This window comes from Paraburkholderia sp. GAS38 (genome assembly GCF_050434965.1).
GTDB lineage: Bacteria > Pseudomonadota > Gammaproteobacteria > Burkholderiales > Burkholderiaceae > Paraburkholderia > Paraburkholderia phenazinium_A.
On sequence record NZ_JBNDJO010000016.1, the window covers coordinates 85,530 to 105,779 of the forward strand.

A 20,250-nucleotide genomic window follows, 5' to 3' on the forward strand; every position below is an offset into this window, starting at 1 on the left:
ACCTACGCCGCTGCGCTCACCGCTTGCCGGTATAACACCGGCGCCACACCCACCGCTTCGCGGAAGCGGTGGCTGAAGTGGCTCGCATTGGCGTAACCGCAGCGCGCCGCCACCTGGGCGATCGGCAGCGTGGTGGTGCGCAACAGCACCCGTGCCCGCTCGATGCGCTGCTGCGCGATCCACGCAGCCGGCGGCAAGCCGAACGAGGTGCGGAACATGCGGGCCAGGTGGTACTCCGACAGACACGCCACCTCGGCCAGATTGCCGAGCGTGAGCGGCTGGGTCAAATGCTCGTCGATGTAATCGCGCAGCCGCCGGCGTGTCGCCACCGAGAGCCCGCCCTTCAGTTCCGCACCCATGCGGCTCACGCCTTGCGAGCGCAGCAGCAGGCTCAGGACTTCGTGGGCCGTTTCGTTGGTTCGCAACAGACCATCGGCGTCGTCCCAGCTTTCGTGGGTCAAGGACTGGCACAGCGTGGCAATGCGGGCGTCTTCGAAATAGGTGCGGTCAGCCAGCGTCACTTCGCGCGGTTCCCGGTCAAGCTCGCGCACGGCGCGCTGCGTGAAATGTTCCGGCAAAAAGTACAGGTGCATGAAGTGCATCTGGCCGCGCACCCACCAGCGCGATTCGTGGTCGCCGGGCAGCGCGCAAAGCCGTGCCGGCGCGCCGTACAGTCCCGGCATTTTCTGGCGCTCGGTGCGGTAGCCGCCGTCGAGGTAGCACGACAGCGTGTGATGGCCGGGGTTGTCGTAGACGGTTTCGTCCTCTTTGGTCACGCGGGTCCATTCGGCCACTGCCAGATGGTCGCCGAGCCACGCGAAGCGCTGCAGCGTCGCATTGGCGTCGCGCAGCGTGTGACACACCGACTGGAGGCCAAATGGCGTCTCGGTGGGGTCAGTGGCGGCGCTAGGCAGGTGGGTGTTCACGGCGCGAGAGAGTGGCGGATAGCATAGCTTGCAGTATAGAGCGGGCGTGGCCGTCCCCGCTCGCCGCGGCCAACATGTGCGCAATCCTGGACAAGTGACGGGCGGTTCGCGGGCGCACAGTCGGGTGATCGAATCCCCGAACCTCTTTTCCGCCAGCCTTGCCATGAACCTGCTTCTCTACGCGATAACCGTCCTGATCTGGGGCACGACCTGGATTGCCATCAAGTGGCAGCTCGGCGTGGTGCCGCCGCCGGTGTCGATCGCCTGGCGCTTTGCGCTCGCCGCGCTCATCCTGTTCGCAGTGCTGCGCATCCTGCGCCGGCCCATCTGGCCGCCGCGCGCCGCATGGCGGTATCTGGTGGCACAGGGGCTGGCGCTGTTCTGCTGCAATTTCCTGTGCTTCTACTACGCCGAGCAGATCGTGCCGAGCGGTCTGGTCGCGGTGATCTTCTCGATCGCGCCGCTCCTGAACTCGATCAACGGCCGGCTGTTCATGGGCCGTCCGCTGCAACCCACGGTTATCGTGGGGGCGATGCTCGGGCTGATCGGCATCCTGTGCCTGTTCGTGCCGCAGATGGCCGGACATCTCGGCGACCGCACCGCCTGGCTCGGCCTCGCGATCGCGTTTCTCGGCACGCTGTGCTTTTCCACCGGCAGCCTGCTGTCGAGCCGGATGCAGTCGATGGGCCTGCACCCGCTCGTCACCAATAGCTGGGCCATGCTGATCGGCGCCAGCATCCTGACGGTGGGCAGCGCGTTGGCGGGCTTGTCGTTTGCTGTCGAGCCCGATGCGCGCTATCTCGGCGCGCTGGCTTATCTGGCCGTGTTCGGTTCGGTGGTCGGCTTTACGGCCTATCTGATGCTGGTCGGGCGGATGGGCCCGGAGCGCGCCGCCTACTGTACCGTGCTGTTTCCGATCGTGGCGCTGGCGGTATCGACCGTCTACGAGGGCTATCACTGGACCGCACTGGCCGCCGTCGGCCTGGTGCTGGTGGTGGCCGGCAATCTGGTGGCGTTCGATCTGACGCGGCGGTTCTTCGCGCGGCGCGCGACGGCCTGATTCAGCGCAGCTCGGCGGTGAGGGTCTGCCAGGCGCGTTGCACACCGGCAAGTCTTTGAGGTGAGGCTTTCCGGGAACTGATCCGGTGCAGTGTTTCCCGTAGAACCGCAGAAGGTGAGTACTTACGGGAACACTGAATTCGCTGAGCCTAGCGAGCGTGCACACCGTGGCCCTCACCCTCGCGCCATCTCGGCGCAAACGCCGACATCAGCGCAGCGGCTGCGTACATCACAAAGCCCACACCGCCGACCCACCACAGCGCGATCGACACCCGCGGTGCGAGAATCGTCGCGGCGCCGGCAATCGCCACGCCGAACAGACTGCCCGCCTGACGCAAGGCGTTCAGCAGACCCGCGGCCACCCCAGCCAGCTCGCCGGGTACCTGTTCCAGCACCGTCGAGATCATCGGCGCTACCGAGAGCGCGGTGCCGCAGCCGAACACGATCATCGCCGCATACGTCAGCATCCACGGCGCGCGCATCTCCAGGCTCGCGGCCATCAGCGGAACAGCGACGGCGGCAAAGCCAAGCCCGCTCGCCATCAGTTGCGTTGCGTTGAAGCGGCCATGCAACTTGCCCGACAGCAAATTACCCAGAGACAGGCTAGCCGCGATCGGCAGCAGCGTAAGACCGGTCTGACGTGCATTCATGCCCATCTCGCCGTGCAGGTAAAGGCTCAGCACGAACAGCAAGCCGAAATAGCCGACGTACACCGAGGTCCCTGCCAGATTCATCGCGACGAACAGGCGGTTGCGAAACCACTGCGGCGGCACCATTGGATCGTGCGTGCGCCGCTCGACCGCAATCAGCGTCAGCGTCGCCAGCACGGCGATTAGCGCGGCGCCCCACACCTCACGCGCCGCGATGCCGCGCGACGGCAGTTCGATTGCCGCATAGCACAGCGAGCCCAGCGCGACGATGCTTGCCAGTTGACCGGCCCAGTCGAAGCGGCGCGCACCGCTGCGCACGCTGTGACGCACCACCAGCCACGCTCCGCCGAAACCGACAATCCCCGTCGGCACGTTGATCAGAAAGGCGCTGCGCCAGCCATACCCTTGCACGAGGATGCCGCCAAGCACCGGCCCGACCGACGCCGCCACGGACGCAATCGTGGCCCATACCGCAATGGCCCGCGCCCGTTCGACAGGGTCGTCGAAGGTGCTGCGGACAATCGCCAGCGAGGCCGGCAGGAACAACGCCGCACCTGTGCCCTGGACGAAGCGCGCCACGACCAGCGCGCCGACATTCGGCGCGAGCCCACAGGCTGCCGACGCCGCCACGAACAACGCCAGTCCGCACAGGTACACCGCCTTCGCGCCGAAGCGATCGGAGGCGACGCCGCCTGCCAGAATCAGGGCGGCGAAACTGAGCGTGTACGCATCGACGATCCAGGCGAGGCCGCCCACCGATGCTCCGAGCGTGGCATGCATCGCGGGCAGCGCGACATTGACGATAGTCGTGTCGAGCACCGCCATGAACATGCCGCTCGCCACCAGCGCCAGCGTCAGGCGCGGGCGGGTGGTGGGTTTCGACGCCACCAGGGTGGCGGGGGCAAGTGTCTCGACAGCGCATTCGGTCATGTGCGGCTCCGGGGTCATCGCCGAAGTCTAGACGGCGCGGGCGCTGCAACAAAGCCATGAATACGCATCGGTATGATGCAGAATTGCAGTAAGGAGGACGCCTTCGATGATGAACTGGGACAACGCCCGCTTCTTTCTCGCCGTCGCCCGCACGGGCACGTTGCGCGGCGCGGCGGTGCAACTGAACGTCGACCAGGCCACGGTCGGCCGCCGCATCGCGGCGCTCGAAGAGACACTGGCGGCGACGCTGTTTTTGCGCACGCCGGCGCTGTTCGTCCTGACGCCGGCGGGCGAGGCTTTGCTTGGGCCCGCTGAGTCGATGGAGCAGGCGGCCCTGCTGATCGAACGGCGCATCGCCGGCCTCGACGATCAGTTGGCCGGAACGATTCGCGTCGCGACGACGGACTCGCTCGGCAAGCGTTTCGTGGTGCCGGCCATCGCCAAGGTGCGCCGCGCGCATCCGGGCATCGAGATCGTCTGCGTGACTTCGGCGCAGATCGCCAACCTGACGCGGCGCGAGGCGGATCTCGCCATTCGCACGCTACGTCCCGATTCGCCGGACCTGATCGCGCGAAAGCTCGCGCAACTGGAATCGCGCTTATATGCGTCGCGTGACTATGTCGCGGCGCGTGGCGAGCCGCGTGAAGGCGAGGCGTTCGAGGGCCACGACCTGGTGATGTATCAGCAACCGGTTGTGCCCTCCATGTGGAGCGCGTTGTGCGGCGAGCCGACTTCGCGCGGCCGGGCGGTGTTTCAGACCTCGTCGACGGCGATGCTGTTCGAGGCGACCATCGCGGGAATGGGCATTGCGGAGTTGCCCTGTTTTCGCGCCGAGGACGAACCCGAACTGGTGCGCGTCATGCCGCATCGCTACAACCATTTCGACGTATGGCTGGTGGCCCACGCCGATCTGTATAAAACCGCGCGCATGCAGGTGCTGGTCACGGCCGTAGTGGAAGCATTCGCGACTGCGGTCTAGCGCGGCATGGTTGCGCCGTCGCGCGGAAAACTTTGCCCAATGCGTAATATTTGAAAATATATATCGGCAAAAGAGGCCCCCATTTCAAATTTTGCAATGCGAATTGCATTATGATTTTTGATAATTTATAAAAGAGATTTTTTATCGATTAATTTCCACGAAAAGTATGCGAGGATAAATCGCCCCTCGCAAGGAAACGATCGTGAAACTCTCCTCCCGCTTTGGCGCAGCACTGCTCGCTTTACAGAGCATTGTGCCCTGTGCCGCGCTTGCTCAATCGCAACTGACCTACACTACCTCCTGGATTGGCAATAGCTTTGGATTTGGTGACGGCAATTGGATGCAGCAGGATATTCAATCCATCAATGTTGCGCCGAATGGCACTGTTTATACCAATTCGCCATGGGATGAAAGCGGCAGCGAAATCGCGTCCTATCAGAACGGCAATAAACTTGCCGTAGCCGGCAATACGCACGGTTGGGGCGCGGCCGGTGGCGATGCAGTGGCCACCAACAGCACGTATCTGTACGCGGCGATGTCCATCGGCAATGAGAGCAACGCGCTGGTCGGCGCGGACTATCCGCCGCAAAACCAGACGTGGTTCGGTCTCACGCGGCGCCTGTTGTCGAACATCGCCACCGGTGCGCCGTTTGCATCCGGCATCGGCAACAGCGCTAACGCAACCAAAGACAGTTTCCTGCGCGTCGAGGCGGTAACCGCCGGCGTCGACGCGGGCATTCGCGGACTCGCCGCCACCGACAGCGAAGTGTACGTGGCCGATACCTATGGCAACCGGATTGTCGTGCTCGACGCACAAACCATGCGGCAGTTGCGCTCATGGAGCGTGACGGCTCCGGGCCGCATCGCGATCGATACCGACACGACGTTGTGGGTCATCAGCGGTTTCGATTCGGCGAGCGGCGCGAGTGTCGTGCACTACTCGAACACCGGCACTCTGCTGGCGGGCACCTTGCCGCTGCCGGCGGGCACGATCCCCACCGCCCTTGCGATCGCACCGTCAGGACAGATTCTCGTGGCGGACAATGGCCCCTCGCAGCAGATTCTCGTGTTCGACAAGCTCACCGGCGGCCAGACGCAACTCGACACTGCGCTCGGCACGCGCAACGGCCTCTTCCATACGGTCGAAGGCACGCCTGGGAACTGGCGCTTTAACGGCATCACCGGCATCGGTTTCGATCAGAGCGGCAATCTGTATGTGGGGCAGAACAACGAGGGGCCGCGGCCCCTCGGCTCGGCGACGGTTGGCGAGGGCGCGGTGCTCGAGAGTTATGGATTCGCGTCGCAGCAACTGAACTGGCGTTTGTACGGGCTGACCTTTGTCGACAGCGGCGACTTCGACCCGGCCAATCCCACTAGCGTGTATAGCGGCTCGAAACGCTTCACGCTCGATTACAGCCAACCCACCGGCAAAGAGTGGTCGTATGCCGGCTTTACGCTGAACCGTTTCGCTTACCCCGACGACCCCTCCTTCTATCTCACTCGCAACGTGCGCGGCGAGCCGATGATGCGGCGGATCAACGGCCAGCCGTATCTGTACACGCTTGACCCGTACTCGCACTATCTGAGCGTGTATCGGTTCGACACGGCCCATGGCGAAGTCGCGATTCCCTCTGGCCTGCTGGCCGAGAATCCGATTCCGGGCACCTGGCCGGCCGGACAGCCGACCTCCGGCGAGTGGATGTGGCGCGACAGCAATGGCGACGGCGTGGTCGATGCGAACGAGATCACCAGCAACCCGTCCACGGGCAGCACCGTCGGCGATGGCTTCTGGTGGGTGGACAGCGCCAGCAACGTCTGGCTCGCGACGCCCGTGAGCGGTATCCGCGAGATGCCTTTGCAGGGGCTCGATTCGTTCGGCAATCCGATCTATCAGTACACCGGCGCGAAGACGTTCGCAATGCCGTCGCAGTTCACCCGACTCGGACGGGTTGTCTACGTAGCGCAGACCGATACGATGTACGTGACGGGCTTCACGAGTGCGAACCCATGGAATTCGACGCTCTGGAAAGAAGCCGGCCCATTGCTCGCGCGCTATGACAACTGGAGCAGCGGCAACCCGTCGTTGGTCTACACCGTTGCACTGCCGTGGAATACGCAAAGCGATCCGCAGGTGACCACGGTGGGTGTCGCGGTGGCGGGCAATTACATTTTCGTGGCCGAGTTGTTCACGCAGAAAATCGATGTGTACGATGCGCGCTCGGGTCAGGCAGTCGGCTATATGACGCCCGGCGCGAGTGTGGGTAACACGAGCGGTTGGGTCGACGTGGAACTCGGCATCAACGCAGTGGAGCGCGACAACGGCGAGTACGACGTGCTGGTGGAGGACGATGCCCGCGCCAAGATCCTGCTGTACCGGTGGACGCCTGCGTCTTAACGGCTTCGTGTGCGGCGAATGGACGAATGGACGACCGATCGCGATCGGTATATAACAACATTAGAGATTCATTCACCCCTGCCACACATGGAGAGATGGTCCATCATGACGCGTGATGTTTCGCAAAAGCAGGAAACGGGCGAAAGGCCCGATCTCGAACACCTTGACGCAGCCATCAGCCACGTCGACCAGTTGGTGAGTTCGGGCGGCATTGCATCGGGCGCGGCCAAAGGGCTGTTGTATAGCCTGATCGAAACGCTCGGCACGCTGGTGGGCGATCCGGATCTGCCCGAGCACGCCCGTTCCGGCTATGAAGGCTTGCTGGAAACCGCCCGCGAATTACGGATCAAGCTCGAACACTGAAATTGATCTGGAGATTCACGCTTCCGCGCTTTCTTGCGCGGCTAGCGCTTCCAGCAGAGCCTCCGGCGCCGACGTGATCTGCACGTTCGGCGTGCCATGCCAGTCCGCACAGCGCTGGAACGCGCGCTGAAGGTCCGCGGCGAGACGGCCGCTGACGCGCACTCCCGGTTCCAGATGAACCGCCTTCAGTTCGAAGATGCCGCTCGTCCGGTGCGCCTTCGCATCGGCGCGGCCTACCAGCTTGCCGCGGCTCAGGATCGGCAGCACGAAATAGCCGTACTTGCGTTTGGCCGCCGGCGTATAGCACTCGATTGCATAGTCGAAGTCGAACAGCGCGGCGGCGCGCTTGCGGTCCCACACAACCGGGTCGAACGGCGACAGCAAGGTCGTCACGGTCGAGGTCAGTTTGCCGTTGATGGCATCGTCGATCAGCGGTGCAAACTCATGATGCACGTAGGTGTCCTGCTTCCAGCCATCGACGCGAACCGGGATCAACTCGCCTTCGTCGGCCAGTGCGTGCAGCGCATCGACATAGGGCCGGCGCGGCAGGCGGTAGTAATCGGCGACCCAATCGGCGCGCGCGACGCCCAAAGCGCGGCAACTGCGCCGCAGCACTTCCTGCGCGACCGCCTCTGCCGGCTGCAGATCGCGCTGATCGTTCCAGCCCGGCAGCACCCGTTCGGTCAGATCGTAGACACGATGAAAATTGCGCCGCTCGGCCACCATCAATTGACCGATGGCGAACAGCACTTCGAGGTGGCGCTTCTCAGGCTTCCAGTCCCACCAGCCGTTACTCTTGCCCGCCTCACGGACAAAATCCGCCGAGCGGACCGGTCCGTTTGCGCGAATCTGTTCGAGCAGGCGCGCGATTTCCTTGCGGTATTTCTTGTGCCACTCCGCCGCGTATTTCCAGCCCATACCGCTGGGGTCGAGCATGCGGTGACGCAGCAGGCCGTAGTCTTCGATCGGCACGAAGCAGGCCTCGTGCGACCAGTATTCGAAGAGCTGGCCTTCGGCGAGATGCTCGTCGAGCCACTGCGGCGTGTAGGCGCCGAGGCGGCTGAACAGCACGAGGTAAGGGCTGCGTGCGACGACGTGAATCGTGTCGATCTGCAACTGCGCCATGCGGCGAATTGCGTCGAGGACGTCGGCTTTGGTGGCTTTGCGGCGCGGCGGGGTCAACAAACCTTGCGCGGCCAGATGGAGGGTGCGGGCAGCGGATAACGGGAGAGTCTTCACGCGGTCGATCGCTGAGTGGAGGGAGCGGCGCAGCGGCGCTGACGAACTGGCGCCTGGGCGGACCCCGAAGAGGCTCCGCCCGGCCGGACAACCGCTACTTTAGCGCGAATGCGCCAGGCGTCATGCGCCCAGTGCCACGGCCTCCGGCTCTCCCGCGGCGATGGCCAGCATCTGATGGATCTGCGAGACCACGGCAGCCCCTTCGCCCACTGCCGCTGCCACGCGCTTCGTCGAGCCCGCGCGTGCATCGCCGATCGCGAACACGCCATCAACCGTGGTGCCGAGGTCGCAGGTGGAGTTCAGGCCTTTTTCGCCGGTCAGCACGAAGCCTTTCGGGTCGAGTTGCACACCGCAGGTTTGCAGCCACTCGGTGTTCGGATCCGCGCCGGTGAAGAGAAACAGATGACGCGTGTCGAAACGGTCCGTGCCGTCCGCCAACGGCGCCTTCAACACCACCGACGCGAGACCGACCTCATCCGCATCGAGCCGCCCGATTTCCGTATGCGGATGCACGAACACATTCGGCAACGAGCGGATCCGGTCGATCAGATAGCGCGACATGGTCGCTTCGAAGCCGCTGCGCCGGATCAGCACATGCACTTTCGCCGCGTGCGTGGCGAGATAGACGATGGCCTGACCGGCGGAATTGCCACCGCCCACCAGCACGATCTCTTCGCGCTTGCAGAGCTTGGCTTCGACAGGCGAGGCCCAGTAGTAGACGCCGCGTCCATCGAAACGCTCGAGACCCTCGATGGCGGGCCGCCGGTACACGGCGCCGCTCGCAATCACGATGGTGCGCGCTTTCACGCTGCCGCCGCACTTGAGTTCGAGGCGATGCGGCGACTCCTCGCAATGCAGGGCTTTGACCCTGACCGGAATGGCCACGTGTGCGCCGAACTTCTGCGCCTGCACAAACGCGCGCCCGGCCAGCGCCTGACCGCTGATGCCGGTGGGAAAGCCCAGATAGTTCTCGATGCGCGAACTGGCGCCCGCCTGGCCGCCTGGCGCGCGGCTGTCGAGCACGATCACCGAGAGGCCTTCCGAGGCCGCGTAAACCGCGGTCGCGAGTCCCGCCGGGCCGGCGCCGACGATGGCGACGTCGTAGATCAACGACGCATCGAGTTCGGGCAGCATGCCGAGGCAGGTCGCGAGTTGCGGATCGCTCGGATGACGCAGCACGGAACCGTCCGGACAGATCACGAGCGGCAGATCTTCAGGCTGCGCGCCGAACTGTTCGATCAGGCTGAGCGCGTCGTCGTTGCGTTCGTCGATCACCGAATGCGGGTGACCGTTGCGCGACAAAAAGCCTTGCAGCGAGACGAGCCGTGCGTCGTTGCTCTTGCCTACCAGGATCGGGCCGCCCGCGCCCTTTTCGATCAGCGAGACGCGCCGCAGGATCAGCGCACGCATGATGCGCTCGCCCAGTTCCGCTTCCGCCACGATCAACGCGCGTAGCCGGATGGGGGGAATCAGCAGCGCCTCGACGGGTTCAAGCGCCATCCCGCTGACGAGACAGACACGCCCGGACAGTTGACCGACTTCGGCTAGGAACTGCTTGGGACCACGCTCGGAAATGAGGCGCTCGCGTCCCAGTCCATCGCGTTGGAAAACCTTGACGCGTCCTGCCAGCGTCACGAACATGCCCGGCCCGATATGACCGGTTTCGAACAGCAATTGACCGGGTTCCCAGTGTTGCACTTCGCCGAATTTGCGCAGCCGGTTGATTTCTTCCCAGGTCAGTTCGGGGAACATCTGATGTTCCCGTGTCGCCAGCGAAGAGAACGGCGCGTCGGCAACCACAGCTTGTTGTTGTTGCACTTCGGCTTCTTGAATCTCAACCATCAAACCGCTCCTTCTGTTTTATGGTCCAGCTTATGGTCCAGCATAGGGTTCGGCGACGAGGGCAGACGCCAGGCAAACGGGCAACCGGCCACAGGCGATCGGCAAACCGTGCGAGGCCAAGCGGCGTTTTTACACCGCCGGCGCTACGCCCGGATGCACTTCGGAGACCGGCTCTTCGTCCAGCGGCTCGAGTTGCCGCCCGGCGTCGCGCCATGCGTCGAGACCGCCGCGCAGCGGCAGCACGTCGCTGAAACCGGCTTCGTTGAGTTGCTTGGCCATCCAGGCCGCCGAAATTTCATTCGGGCACGAACAGTAGATGACGAGTTTCTGCTCGGGCGAGTACTTCGCGACGATTTCATTGAGTTGGCGCTCGTCGGCGAACTGCGTGCCCGGAATCACGAACGGATCGAGCTTGCGCTTCTCGCGCGAACGGATGTCGAACAACACCGGCGGCTTGCCCTCGGCGATCAGCGCGTAGAGCTCATCGACTTCCATCCGCGCAGTGGCGAGCTTGTTAATGAGCTGGCGCCGGCGGATCCAGCGGTAAGTGGCATAGAGTAGCAGCAACGCGAGGATCGCCACGCCCGCCATGCGGCCAAGGCGGCCTGCGCCGGCCATCAGCATGTCGATCTGCTGCGCGAACAGCGCGCCGATGACGAGACCGGTACCCGACCACAGGGCGGCGCCGATGCTGTCATAGGTCAGGAAGGTGCGGTAGGCCGTGCCCATCGCGCCGGCCATCGGAATGGAGACGATCGACAGGCCCGGCACGAACTTCGCCACGGCGAGCACGCGCACGCCCCAGCGGCCGAAGAAGCGCTCGGTCTTCTTCACGCAGGTGTCGCGCGAGAGCGACAGCTTGCAGAGTGTCTTCAGCGTGTTGCCGCCGTAGATGCGGCCCGCGAGGTACCACACGCTGTCGCCGATCAACGTCGCGAAGATGGCGAGGATGAGCACCGACGCGAGTTGTGTGCCGACGGTGGCCGGATGCATGGCCGCCATCGCGCCGAACAGGACGAGACACGGCATCGCGGGCACGGGCAGCCCGAGCGATGCGGCGAGCACATTGGCAAAGACGAGTGCAGGCCCGTACTGCTCGACGAGGTCATGTAGCATCGGCTTACTTCCGCGGCCGTTTCCGGTGGGAAGCGAAGAGGGAACTTATCGATTATGGACGCATTTCCGTGACGTGCAAGCGTCCGGTAATGTGGTGTGCGGGTAAAGCCGGAGAAGCCTTGCTGGGTCAGCCGCAGCGGGCGGAAAGCCGCGCGTGGAGCGACGTTCCGGCCAGCCGGTCAAGGTGGGCAAATGCGGCTGGCGGACGGGGGTTGCAGACGAGGGGCGCGCTTGCGGTTCGGCGGCAGGTGTGCGGCATTCGCGTGCGCCAATGCCGCCACCCCTGTCAACTACGGTGATTGTGCTGTTCGCCCGGCAGTTCGGCACCGTGCGCGCGAATGGCCGCAATCAGTTCCGCCGGGGTGATTTCATAACGCACTTCGCGGTGGATGCCCGGCTTGCGTTCGTCGACTTCGATCAGAAGAATACCCTTGCCGTCTTCTGTCGATTCGAGGCGCAGCGAGCGAAGTTCGCGCGCCGTTGCGTCGTCGTATTCGGTGAGCAGGGCCATTGACCCGGAAGACCCGGTAGTGCGCATCGAAGTTGTCCTCGTTCCGTTGTTGATCAAACCCATTGTACGGGCAGCTTGGCGCGCCGTGTTTCGCGCATGGCCGATACCGTGACATCCCACGCACCTCGGAGAGCCGCGCCACGCAATGTTATCCGGCCTGCGGCTGCGTCGTGGCAACCAGTTTAACGCGACTCATTGCGTCGCAAGATGCATTTTTCGTGCCCCGCTGCGGTGCAACCATTCCGCCCGATTGTCACGGCCCTGACGCGCGGCCGGGTTAGGCGGTTGCGCCGCGAATGTGCGCAGCGGGCGTTTAATCCGGGGCCGCTGCACGCGCTTAGGGCACGCGTCGGGCACGCTTACGGCACCAGCCGCCGCCCTTTTGCTGTAAACGGTGCGACCCGTTCCGCCGTTGACCGGCGTCGCCATACTCATGTCCGAATCTGGCCAGTGACGCACCCGGGGATGCGCTACATTGCCAGCATGACTCTCGATCGTGAAACCTGCTATCAGGCGGTACTCTCGCGCGACCGGCGCTTTGACGGCTGGTTCTTCGTGGCGGTGACGTCGACAGGTATTTATTGCCGTCCAGTGTGCCCGGTCCGGCCGCCGAAGTTCGCGAATTGCCGTTTTTACGCGAACGCTGCGTTGGCTGAGCATGCGGGATTTCGACCGTGCTTGCGGTGCCGTCCGGAACTGGCGCCCGGTCACGGCTTGCTCGATGTCTCGGCGCCGCTCGCACAGGCGGCCGCTGCGCTCATCGACGGCGGCTTTCTCAACGACAGCAACCTCACCGCGCTGGCCGCGCGAATCGGCGTGAGTGCGCGACATCTGCGGCGCATATTCGAAGCGGAGTTCGGTGTGTCGCCGATCGATTACGCGCAGACGCAACGCTTGTTGCTAGCGAAGCGTCTCCTGACCGACACCACGTTGCAGGCCGCGGAGATTGCCTTGACCGCGGGCTTCGGCAGCGTGCGTCGTTTCAACGACCTGTTCCGCAGTCGCTACGGTTTTAGTCCGGCGCGTTTGCGCCAGCGTCGGCGCGAGGCGGTGAGTACCGACACCTTCACGTTCGAACTGGGCTATCGGCCGCCGTTTGCATGGGATGCGCTCCTCTATCACCTCACCGACCACGCGATCGAAGGTGTCGAACAGGTAACGGAGCGCAGCTATGCGCGTGCCGTCGATATCCGGCAGGACGGCCGGCACGTCACCGGTTGGCTGCAGGCAGAGGACGTGCCGTCGCGGCACGCGCTGCGGCTCACGGTGACGGCTTCGCTGACCGCGGTGTTGCCGCGTCTGCTGTCGCAGGTGCGGCACTTCTTCGATCTCGATTGCCGTCCTGATCTGATCGACGCCCGACTCGGCGAACTGGCCGCATCGCTGCCGGGCATTCGGGTGCCCGGCGCGTTCGACGGCTTCGAAATCGCCGTGCGCGCCATCGCCATGCGTCAATGGCCGCGCGCCGACGCATGCGCATGGCTGCGCCGGATCGCCGAGACGTTCGGTGCGCGCGTGACACAGGCGCCGGAGGGCTTGCGTGCGGCGTTCGTCACGGCGGACGTGCTGGCGCAAGTGCCCGCTGAGACGCTGCGGGCAACCGGACTATCGGCACGGGGTGTCCACCTGTTGCTGAAACTCGCTGATGACGTCGTCCAGCGGCGGGTGTTTCTCGAACCTTTGACCCCGCTCGAGGAGACGCTTGCGCATTTGCGCACTGAGGTGGGCTTCGACGAGTGGTCGGTCCAATACATCGCGATGCGGGCGATCGGCTGGCCGAATGCATTTCCGGCGGGCGATCCGTTGAGTGCCGCACGTGCGGCAAGCGCCGCGTCGACCGACAGCGCCGCGCAATGGGCGCCGTGGCGCGCGTACGCGGCGCAGCACCTCGCGCTCGTTCACGAAGAAAAGGCACACGCGGCATGAAACACTACCTGTCGATTCCCAGTCCGCTCGGTACGATGTTGCTGCGCGCGGAAGACGACGCGCTCACCGGCGTGTACTTCGTCGGCCAGAAGTACTTCCCGCTGGATGCTCCGAACGCGGCCAACATGGCGGTCGCTGCGCCGTCACGCGTACTGGCGGAAAGTGCGGAGCAACTCGCCGAATATTTCGCCGGCGAGCGGCAGCGTTTCACTGTCCGGCTGCAGATGGCGGGTTCGACGTTTCAGCGGCGCGTCTGGAGCGAACTCGTGAAGATCCCGTTTGGGGAGATCGCAAGCTACGGGCAGCTCGCCCTGCGCCTCGGTCTCGCCGCGGGCAGTGCGCGTGCGGTGGGGGCGGCGAACGGGCGCAACCCGGTGTCGATCATCGTGCCGTGCCACCGGGTGATATCGAGCGCGGGCGAACTCACCGGATACGCCGGTGGACTAGAGCGCAAGGCCGCGTTGCTGACGCTCGAACGGCCCGCGGCCGCGCAACCACGGCAACTGGAATTGCTCGATACCGAGGGCGTGCGATAGCCCACATCCGGCGCGCGAACGCAGACGCAACATAGATAAAAGCGCAGATAAAAAATAGCCCGTCCGCAATGGGACGGGCTGCCAAAACGCCGTTATTACTCGGGTCAGCCAGCCCCGCACAACCAGGGCACTGACGGGCTTATCCTGAGCCGCACGCGCGCCTTTGTCGAGGTGGGAGTAACGCCGATCTATCAGACTAAAGCGGCTTCCTTCGACTCGGCCTGGCGCGCCTTCGCGTTGCGTTGCAAGGGCCTCGAAGGCGCTGCGTGGGCAACCGGCGCGACGTCCGCCACCGTGAACAGGCGCACGGCTTCGTCCAGCACGTCGGCCTGTTCCGCGAGACGTTGCGCCGTCGAGGCGGCTTGCTCGACGAGCGCGGCATTCTGCTGCGTGGCGCCATCCAGATGCGAGACGGCCTGATTCACCTGACGGATACCCTCCGCCTGTTCGCTGCTCGCATTCGCCACTTCGACGATGATCGACGAGACGCGGCTGACAGCCTCATCGATCGCGCGCATTTGCGAGCTGGTGCGCGCCACCAGTTCGGTACCTTGCGCGACTTCGGTGGCGCTCGCCTCCACGACCGACTTGATCTCTTTCGACGACGCCGCGCAACGTTGCGCGAGCATGCGCACCTCGCCGGCGACGACGGCGAACGAGCGACCCGCTTCGCCGGCGCGCGCCGCTTCGACGGCCGCATTCAAGGCGAGGATGTTGGTCTGAAACGCGATGCCGTCGATCACACCGGTGATGTCCGCAATGCGCTTCGAAGCGGCGGTGATGCCCGCCATGGTCTGCTCCACCTGGCCCGCGATCTTGCCGCCCACCGCCGCTGCGGCTTGCGCGTCTCTGGCCAGATCGAGCGCGCGCACGCTGGCGTCGGCGTTGGCCTGCACGGTGGTGGTCAGTTGCTCCATGGTCGCCGCGGTTTCTTCGAGTGAAGCCGCCTGCAATTCGGTGCGGCGCGCCAGATCGACATTGCCGCTCGAAATTTCGCGGGCGGCGTCGAGCATGCCGCTGATCTGCGTGCGCACGTCGTAGACGATCGCGGCGAGATTCGCTTTCAACTGGTTCAGTGCCTGCAGGACTTCGCCCAGGTCGTCGTGACGCGCGATCACCAGGTCGGCGGTGAGATCGCCGGCGGCCAGACGCGTCGCGAATCCCGACATCTCCCGCACGGGCTCGGCCAGATGACGGGCAAGCAATTGCCACGAGCCGACGCTGATCAGCGAAGTGACGCCGAAGGCGATCCAGAACGGCAGCGGCGGATGTCCGCCCCACGCGGCGACACCCGTCAGCAGCAACGCGAGCGGCGCCAGCGCATAGCCGAAGGCCGCGCGGCTTGCGACCGGTAGCCGCATCATCGCCTGCAGCCGCCCCGCCAGGCCGGTCCGTACGACCGTGCCGCGATGCAGCTTGTGCGAGCGCGAGTTGCCCTCGCGGATCTTCGCGTAGAGCGCTTCGGCTGCGCGCACGGCCTCGCGGGCCGGCTTCACACGCACGCTCAGATAGCCCACCACAGCGCCTTTCTCGACCACCGGCGTGACGCTCGCGCGTACCCAGTAATAGTCGCCGTTCTTGCGCCGGTTCTTGACCAGCGCGGTCCAGGGACGGCCGTCGCGAATGGTTGCCCACATGTCGGCGAAGGCTTCGCGGGGCATGTCCGGATGGCGAATCAGATTGTGCGGCTGGCCGATCAGTTCGTCTTTCGTATAACCGGAAACCGCAATGAACGCCGGATTGCAGTACTCGATGCGGCCGGTCAGGTCGGTCGCGGAGACGAGCATCTGTGAGGAGGGGAATTCAAACTCTTGCTGTGTAACAGGCTGATTGTTGCGCATGGCTTTCCTTGCAGGGTGGGCGCGCACACGGCGCAGCCCTTTCGTCGCTGCAAGGCTTAACGGCAATAACCGCGTGAGCTTGAGGGTTATCCTGGTATTCCGCTCAGGTTTTGTGCTCGCGTTGCCGTTATTGCAGGGTTTGCTAGTAGCATGCGGGGTCCGCCGGACAGCCTCCGGCGCATCTGTGCCGATGCCCTGTGCATCGTGCTTTCAGGGCACTTCAAACGGGTTACACTGCGCCGGAAGACGCGGTCTGGCCTGCGGACGACGCTGCCGGCAATCACGACTGGCAGCAGTCCGCGAGTACCAACGACGTTATCGACGCGACCCTATGCAGAAGACTCTCGACCGTACCCAGGCGTCGCTCGCCCAGGCGTTCGCCTCGCTGGCGAGAAATGCGAAGCGCCAGCAATCGCTCTACCTGACGGCCATCGTCACGCTCATGGCGATCGTGGTCTTCTCGGCGCTGCTGCTGGCCGTGCTGGCGGTCGACAACCAGCTCGATTACCGCCGCTCCCTCGTCACCCAATATGCCGCCGACATCTCCTTGCTCCTGCATCGAGAGGTCTCGTTCCTGCGGCGAACCGAACTGACGGTGGGGTACTACCGCCACTCGGGCGACGTGCGCAACCTGCCGGATGGCGTCGAAGCGTCGATCCGGCAAACCGGCATGGCGCGCTGCCATGCCGATGCAGCGGATGCCAGCTTCGACCTGCTGATCGCCGACGCCACGCGCAACGCATGGGACGCCACACTGAACGACAAACTCCTGTGGCTTTACTGGGCAGGCCAGTCCACGCTGGTGACCCAGCAAGCGTTCGAACTCGATCACCGTGCCATGCTGATTGGCGTCAGTGAGGACTACGCCATGATCCTGCCGGCGGTCGAATCGCAGACGGGAGCCCATACGCCGCGTCTCGCGCCCTCGGACGTGATTACGCTACGCGATACGCTCGAGCGTCAGCTGGCGGCGCAGACCGGTCGACGCGTGCCGGCCAGAGGCGAGCGCCTGTGGGTGGGGCCCTATGTCGACCCGTGGCTCGGCGTGCCGGTGATGACGGCGGTCAGTGCGTACTACGAAGGGGACGTGCCGGTCACGCTTGTGACCATGAGCGTTCCGGTGGACTGGTTGATCGCGCGGCTCTCGCGGCAACCTCGCGCGGGCACGCTGCTGCTGTTGGCGGACGACCAGCGGGCGACGGTGTCGTCGCCGCCCGTGAGCGCCGCGCTCGAGCGCGAGCTGCGCACGATCGGCGCGGAGCTGCCGGATGGCGGCTATCGGTACACGCGTCATGGCGCGGTCTTGCGCGAGCCCATCATCCCAGGCTTCGGCTCGTTGATCGGCTATCTATCCTGGGGCGTGTTGATTGCTACGATCGCCTGGCAACTCGGCGCGGTTGCGGGCGTGGCGTTATGTCTGCTGGTGGGCATCGCGCTCACCGCGCGGTTCTGGGGAATGCGCCTGCTGCGCACCAGCCACGACGAAACGACCCGTGCGCTCGAGAACGAGGCGATCAACCACGTCCTCGTCAGCGCCACGCCCATCGGCCTTTGTATTGTCCGGCAAAGCGACTATTCGATCCTGACGGCCAATGCGCTCGCAGGTCAGTTGCTGGGCATCGAGCCATCCGCGAACATGCTGCCCGCGCACATCGTGTCCGCCTTCCAGACGCAGTTCGCCACGCAACCCGGCTCCGTCAATGGCTCGAAGATCGCGGTATTCGCCGTGCCGGCCCAGCCCGGGCAGGCCGATCCGGCGAGCGGGCAGTTCCTGCAACTGACGTGTGCGCCGGCGCGCTATGCCAACGAGGATGTGCTGTTCTGCGCGATCCTCGATGTCACCGCGCAGCACGCGCTCGAGCAGCAGTTGCGCGCCGCGCAGCAGGCGACCGAGACCACCATGCGGGCGCGCTCGACGTTCTTCGCGTCGATGAGCCATGAGATCCGTACGCCGCTCAACGTGCTGCTGGGCAACCTGGAATTGCTCTCACGTACACCGGGTCTGGAGACGCACGAGCAGCGCCTGCGAGCGCTCGGCATGGCCGCCGACGCGCTGCGCCGCATCGTCAACGATATCCTCGATTTTTCGAAGATCGACGCGGGCGAGATGAAGCTCGTGAGCGAGTCGTTCAGGCCGATCGACGACCTCGAAAATCTCGCGCTCTCGTATGCGCCGATGGCCGAGGGCCGGCCGATCCGCTTTTACTCGCATCTGTCGCCGACGCTGGATCAGGTGCTGCGCGGCGACCGGACCCGCATTGCGCAGATCGTCAATAACTTGCTCAGCAATGCTTATAAATTCACGTCCTGCGGCAAGATCATACTCAATGCCGAGGTGCGCGAGGACTTGCAGGGGCGCAGTATTTTGCATTGCCGCGTGTGCGACTCGGGGATCGGCATGGACCCGGCGTTGGTCGCGCGCATCTTCCACCCCTTCATCCAGGGCGAAAGCAGCACATCCAGCCGGTATGGCGGCACGGGCCTCGGGCTCTCGATCTGCGCGAGCCTGTGCGAGTTGATGGGCGGTCATATTGCCGTGGACAGCGTTCAGGGCGTGGGGAGCGCGTTCAGCGTGTCGATTCCGCTGGCGCTTCCACCTGAAGACGAGCGCGTACCGGTTGCCGCGCCGGCGCGGCGCGGCAACGCAATGGTGCTGTGCCAGGAGACGGAGTCCGGCCAGATTATCGATGGCTGGCTCGCCAGCGCAGGATGGTTCACGCGCAGTGTGAACGCGTTGCGCGCCGCCGAGGATTGGCTGCGGGGCAACCAGCCCGATGTGCTGGTGGTCACCGGGGAGTACGGCCTTGAGATCATCGCCGCGTTACGCGCTTTGCAAGCGGTGAAGGCGGTATGGATTACGCGCACGGGTCCGCATCGTCCGACGGCGCGTGGCGAGGGCGTGTTCGAAGTGAGCGAGTTCAGTCGCGTGGCGATTCTGGCGGCGGTGGAATTGGCGGCCAACAAGGCGCATGCGGGGGCGACAGGCGAGGCCTTGGCGACGCCGGATGCGCGTCGTCCGGCCCATGCCGCTGCACCGCCTGCAGCCTCCGCCTCCGGCGAGCCTGCGTTGCTCGGTCTGGCGATTCTCGTCGCTGAGGATAACCCGCTGAACCAGTCGCTGATTGTCGAGCAGTTGAAGGCGCTGGGTTGTGAGCCGATTCTCGCCGGCGATGGTCGCCAGGCGCTGGCGATGCTCGAACACACGGAGGTCGACGTAGTATTGACCGACATCCACATGCCCGTGATGGACGGCTATGAGCTGCTGGCGGCGCTGCATCGGCTTTACCCGGGCTTGCCGGTGTTCGCCTTCAGCGCGGTCACCGATACGCAGCAGACCGACGAGTGGCGTCAGCGTGGTTTCACCGGCTACATTTCCAAGCCGACTTCGCTCGCCGAGCTGGAGGCCGCGCTCAGCGTGTTGGGGGCGAATGAGGAGGAGGGGACGGCGCCTGCGCTCGAGTCCACGGCCGGTGACAGCCTTGACGCCAGGCCCGATTCCACACTGAAGCCAACCCCTGAGCCGCAGCCGGTGGCAGGCTCCGCACAGTCCTTCGACGCGGAAACCCAGGCGCGTTATATCGCCATGCTGAAAGAACACCTCGGCACGGACCTGCCCAGGCTGTCCGCAATCGTCGAGCGCCGCGACCGGCTCGCGCTGCGCGATTGGGCCCATAGCGCGGCCGGCGGCTTTCTCATCGTAGGCGAACCGCAGTTCGCGGCGCAGTGCCGCGAGCTGCAAACCCTTTGTCAAAAGCAGGCGCAGTGGAGCGAGCAGTTGGCCGGCCTCGCCATCGAATTGCATGACGGCGTGCGCCATCACTTCGGTCTTGACGAGGCTTCGACGCACTGACGCGCGTCTTCCCCTTCCGCACACGTTCTGTTCTCCCTACGGTTTCTTTGAAGACGAGCCTCAAGATTCCTGTGAGCGCGTCGTAAA

General features: G+C 64.7%; 14 protein-coding genes. 7 read left to right on the top strand and 7 right to left on the bottom strand.

Annotation, left to right across the window (positions count from 1 at the left end; all coding sequences use genetic code 11):
- Positions 1-2 precede the first annotated feature (2 nt).
- Positions 3-926 carry a helix-turn-helix domain-containing protein gene (locus P3T42_RS30445; RefSeq protein ID WP_429308139.1) on the bottom strand — a complete coding sequence of 308 codons (924 nt, stop codon included), beginning with the start codon at positions 924-926 and terminating at the stop codon, positions 3-5.
- A 163-nt stretch (positions 927-1,089) separates the two neighbouring features.
- On the opposite strand from P3T42_RS30445, the gene P3T42_RS30450 reads away from it, so the two are divergent.
- Positions 1,090-1,986 carry a DMT family transporter gene (locus tag P3T42_RS30450; protein ID WP_074296981.1) on the top strand — a complete coding sequence of 299 codons (897 nt, stop codon included), beginning with the start codon at positions 1,090-1,092 and terminating at the stop codon, positions 1,984-1,986.
- 148 nt (positions 1,987-2,134) lie between these two features.
- On the opposite strand, the gene P3T42_RS30455 is transcribed toward P3T42_RS30450, so the two are convergent.
- Positions 2,135-3,565: a DHA2 family efflux MFS transporter permease subunit gene (locus P3T42_RS30455; RefSeq protein WP_429308140.1), complete on the bottom strand. Its 1,431-nt coding sequence runs from the start codon at positions 3,563-3,565 to the stop codon at positions 2,135-2,137.
- 109 nt (positions 3,566-3,674) lie between these two features.
- Between P3T42_RS30455 and P3T42_RS30460 the strand changes: the two genes are divergently transcribed.
- The 3 genes from P3T42_RS30460 to P3T42_RS30470 all read left to right on the top strand — a co-directional run bounded on the left by P3T42_RS30460 (position 3,675) and on the right by P3T42_RS30470 (position 7,302).
- The gene (locus P3T42_RS30460) at positions 3,675-4,544 is read left to right on the top strand and encodes a LysR family transcriptional regulator (RefSeq protein WP_429308194.1); all 870 of its coding nucleotides are present in this window, start codon (positions 3,675-3,677) and stop codon (positions 4,542-4,544) included.
- A 202-nt stretch (positions 4,545-4,746) separates the two neighbouring features.
- The gene (locus tag P3T42_RS30465; RefSeq protein WP_429308141.1) at positions 4,747-6,939 is read left to right on the top strand and encodes a hypothetical protein; all 2,193 of its coding nucleotides are present in this window, start codon (positions 4,747-4,749) and stop codon (positions 6,937-6,939) included.
- 105 nt (positions 6,940-7,044) lie between these two features.
- Positions 7,045-7,302, top strand: coding sequence for a hypothetical protein (locus tag P3T42_RS30470; RefSeq protein ID WP_074293955.1), 258 nt, complete (start codon positions 7,045-7,047; stop codon positions 7,300-7,302).
- Between the two features lie 15 nt (positions 7,303-7,317).
- On the opposite strand, the gene P3T42_RS30475 is transcribed toward P3T42_RS30470, so the two are convergent.
- From P3T42_RS30475 to P3T42_RS30490, 4 genes are all read right to left on the bottom strand, one after another.
- The gene (locus P3T42_RS30475; protein ID WP_074293956.1) at positions 7,318-8,541 is read right to left on the bottom strand and encodes a winged helix-turn-helix domain-containing protein; all 1,224 of its coding nucleotides are present in this window, start codon (positions 8,539-8,541) and stop codon (positions 7,318-7,320) included.
- A gap of 120 nt (positions 8,542-8,661) precedes the next feature.
- Complete coding sequence (locus tag P3T42_RS30480; RefSeq protein WP_429308142.1) at positions 8,662-10,383, bottom strand: FAD-dependent oxidoreductase; 1,722 nt, start codon at positions 10,381-10,383, stop codon at positions 8,662-8,664.
- Positions 10,384-10,512: 129 nt separating this feature from the next.
- A complete protein-coding gene (locus P3T42_RS30485) occupies positions 10,513-11,499 on the bottom strand; it encodes a DedA family protein/thiosulfate sulfurtransferase GlpE (RefSeq protein ID WP_074293958.1) in 987 nt (328 codons plus the stop codon).
- A 286-nt stretch (positions 11,500-11,785) separates the two neighbouring features.
- On the bottom strand, positions 11,786-12,037 hold the full coding sequence (locus tag P3T42_RS30490; RefSeq protein WP_074293959.1) for a hypothetical protein: 252 nt from the start codon (positions 12,035-12,037) through the stop codon (positions 11,786-11,788).
- A gap of 456 nt (positions 12,038-12,493) precedes the next feature.
- Between P3T42_RS30490 and P3T42_RS30495 the strand changes: the two genes are divergently transcribed.
- The gene (locus tag P3T42_RS30495; protein ID WP_429308143.1) at positions 12,494-13,936 is read left to right on the top strand and encodes a DNA-3-methyladenine glycosylase 2 family protein; all 1,443 of its coding nucleotides are present in this window, start codon (positions 12,494-12,496) and stop codon (positions 13,934-13,936) included.
- Positions 13,933-14,472 carry a methylated-DNA--[protein]-cysteine S-methyltransferase gene (locus P3T42_RS30500; RefSeq protein WP_074293961.1) on the top strand — a complete coding sequence of 180 codons (540 nt, stop codon included), beginning with the start codon at positions 13,933-13,935 and terminating at the stop codon, positions 14,470-14,472. The genes P3T42_RS30495 and P3T42_RS30500 overlap by 4 nt, the downstream gene beginning before the upstream one ends.
- A 191-nt stretch (positions 14,473-14,663) precedes the next feature.
- On the opposite strand, the gene P3T42_RS30505 is transcribed toward P3T42_RS30500, so the two are convergent.
- On the bottom strand, positions 14,664-16,313 hold the full coding sequence (locus tag P3T42_RS30505) for a methyl-accepting chemotaxis protein (protein ID WP_429308144.1): 1,650 nt from the start codon (positions 16,311-16,313) through the stop codon (positions 14,664-14,666).
- Between the two features lie 331 nt (positions 16,314-16,644).
- Here P3T42_RS30505 and P3T42_RS30510 point away from each other — a divergent pair, with 331 nt between their 5' ends.
- Entirely contained in the window at positions 16,645-20,163 is a 3,519-nt protein-coding gene (locus tag P3T42_RS30510) for an ATP-binding protein (RefSeq protein ID WP_429308145.1), read from the top strand.
- The last annotated feature ends 87 nt before the right edge of the window (positions 20,164-20,250 follow it).

What these genes read in the sequence shown, in the direction of transcription:
- P3T42_RS30490 (WP_074293959.1), bottom strand. Translation starts at nt 12,037, where the DNA reads ATGCGCACTACCGGGTCTTCCGGGTCAATGGCCCTGCTCACCGAATAC.
- P3T42_RS30485 (WP_074293958.1), bottom strand. Translation starts at nt 11,499, where the DNA reads ATGCTACATGACCTCGTCGAGCAGTACGGGCCTGCACTCGTCTTTGCC.
- P3T42_RS30505 (WP_429308144.1), bottom strand. Translation starts at nt 16,313, where the DNA reads ATGCGCAACAATCAGCCTGTTACACAGCAAGAGTTTGAATTCCCCTCC.
- P3T42_RS30470 (WP_074293955.1), top strand. Translation starts at nt 7,045, where the DNA reads ATGACGCGTGATGTTTCGCAAAAGCAGGAAACGGGCGAAAGGCCCGAT.
- P3T42_RS30495 (WP_429308143.1), top strand. Translation starts at nt 12,494, where the DNA reads ATGACTCTCGATCGTGAAACCTGCTATCAGGCGGTACTCTCGCGCGAC.
- P3T42_RS30455 (WP_429308140.1), bottom strand. Translation starts at nt 3,565, where the DNA reads ATGACCGAATGCGCTGTCGAGACACTTGCCCCCGCCACCCTGGTGGCG.
- P3T42_RS30450 (WP_074296981.1), top strand. Translation starts at nt 1,090, where the DNA reads ATGAACCTGCTTCTCTACGCGATAACCGTCCTGATCTGGGGCACGACC.
- P3T42_RS30500 (WP_074293961.1), top strand. Translation starts at nt 13,933, where the DNA reads ATGAAACACTACCTGTCGATTCCCAGTCCGCTCGGTACGATGTTGCTG.
- P3T42_RS30510 (WP_429308145.1), top strand. Translation starts at nt 16,645, where the DNA reads ATGCAGAAGACTCTCGACCGTACCCAGGCGTCGCTCGCCCAGGCGTTC.
- P3T42_RS30480 (WP_429308142.1), bottom strand. Translation starts at nt 10,383, where the DNA reads ATGGTTGAGATTCAAGAAGCCGAAGTGCAACAACAACAAGCTGTGGTT.
- P3T42_RS30460 (WP_429308194.1), top strand. Translation starts at nt 3,675, where the DNA reads ATGAACTGGGACAACGCCCGCTTCTTTCTCGCCGTCGCCCGCACGGGC.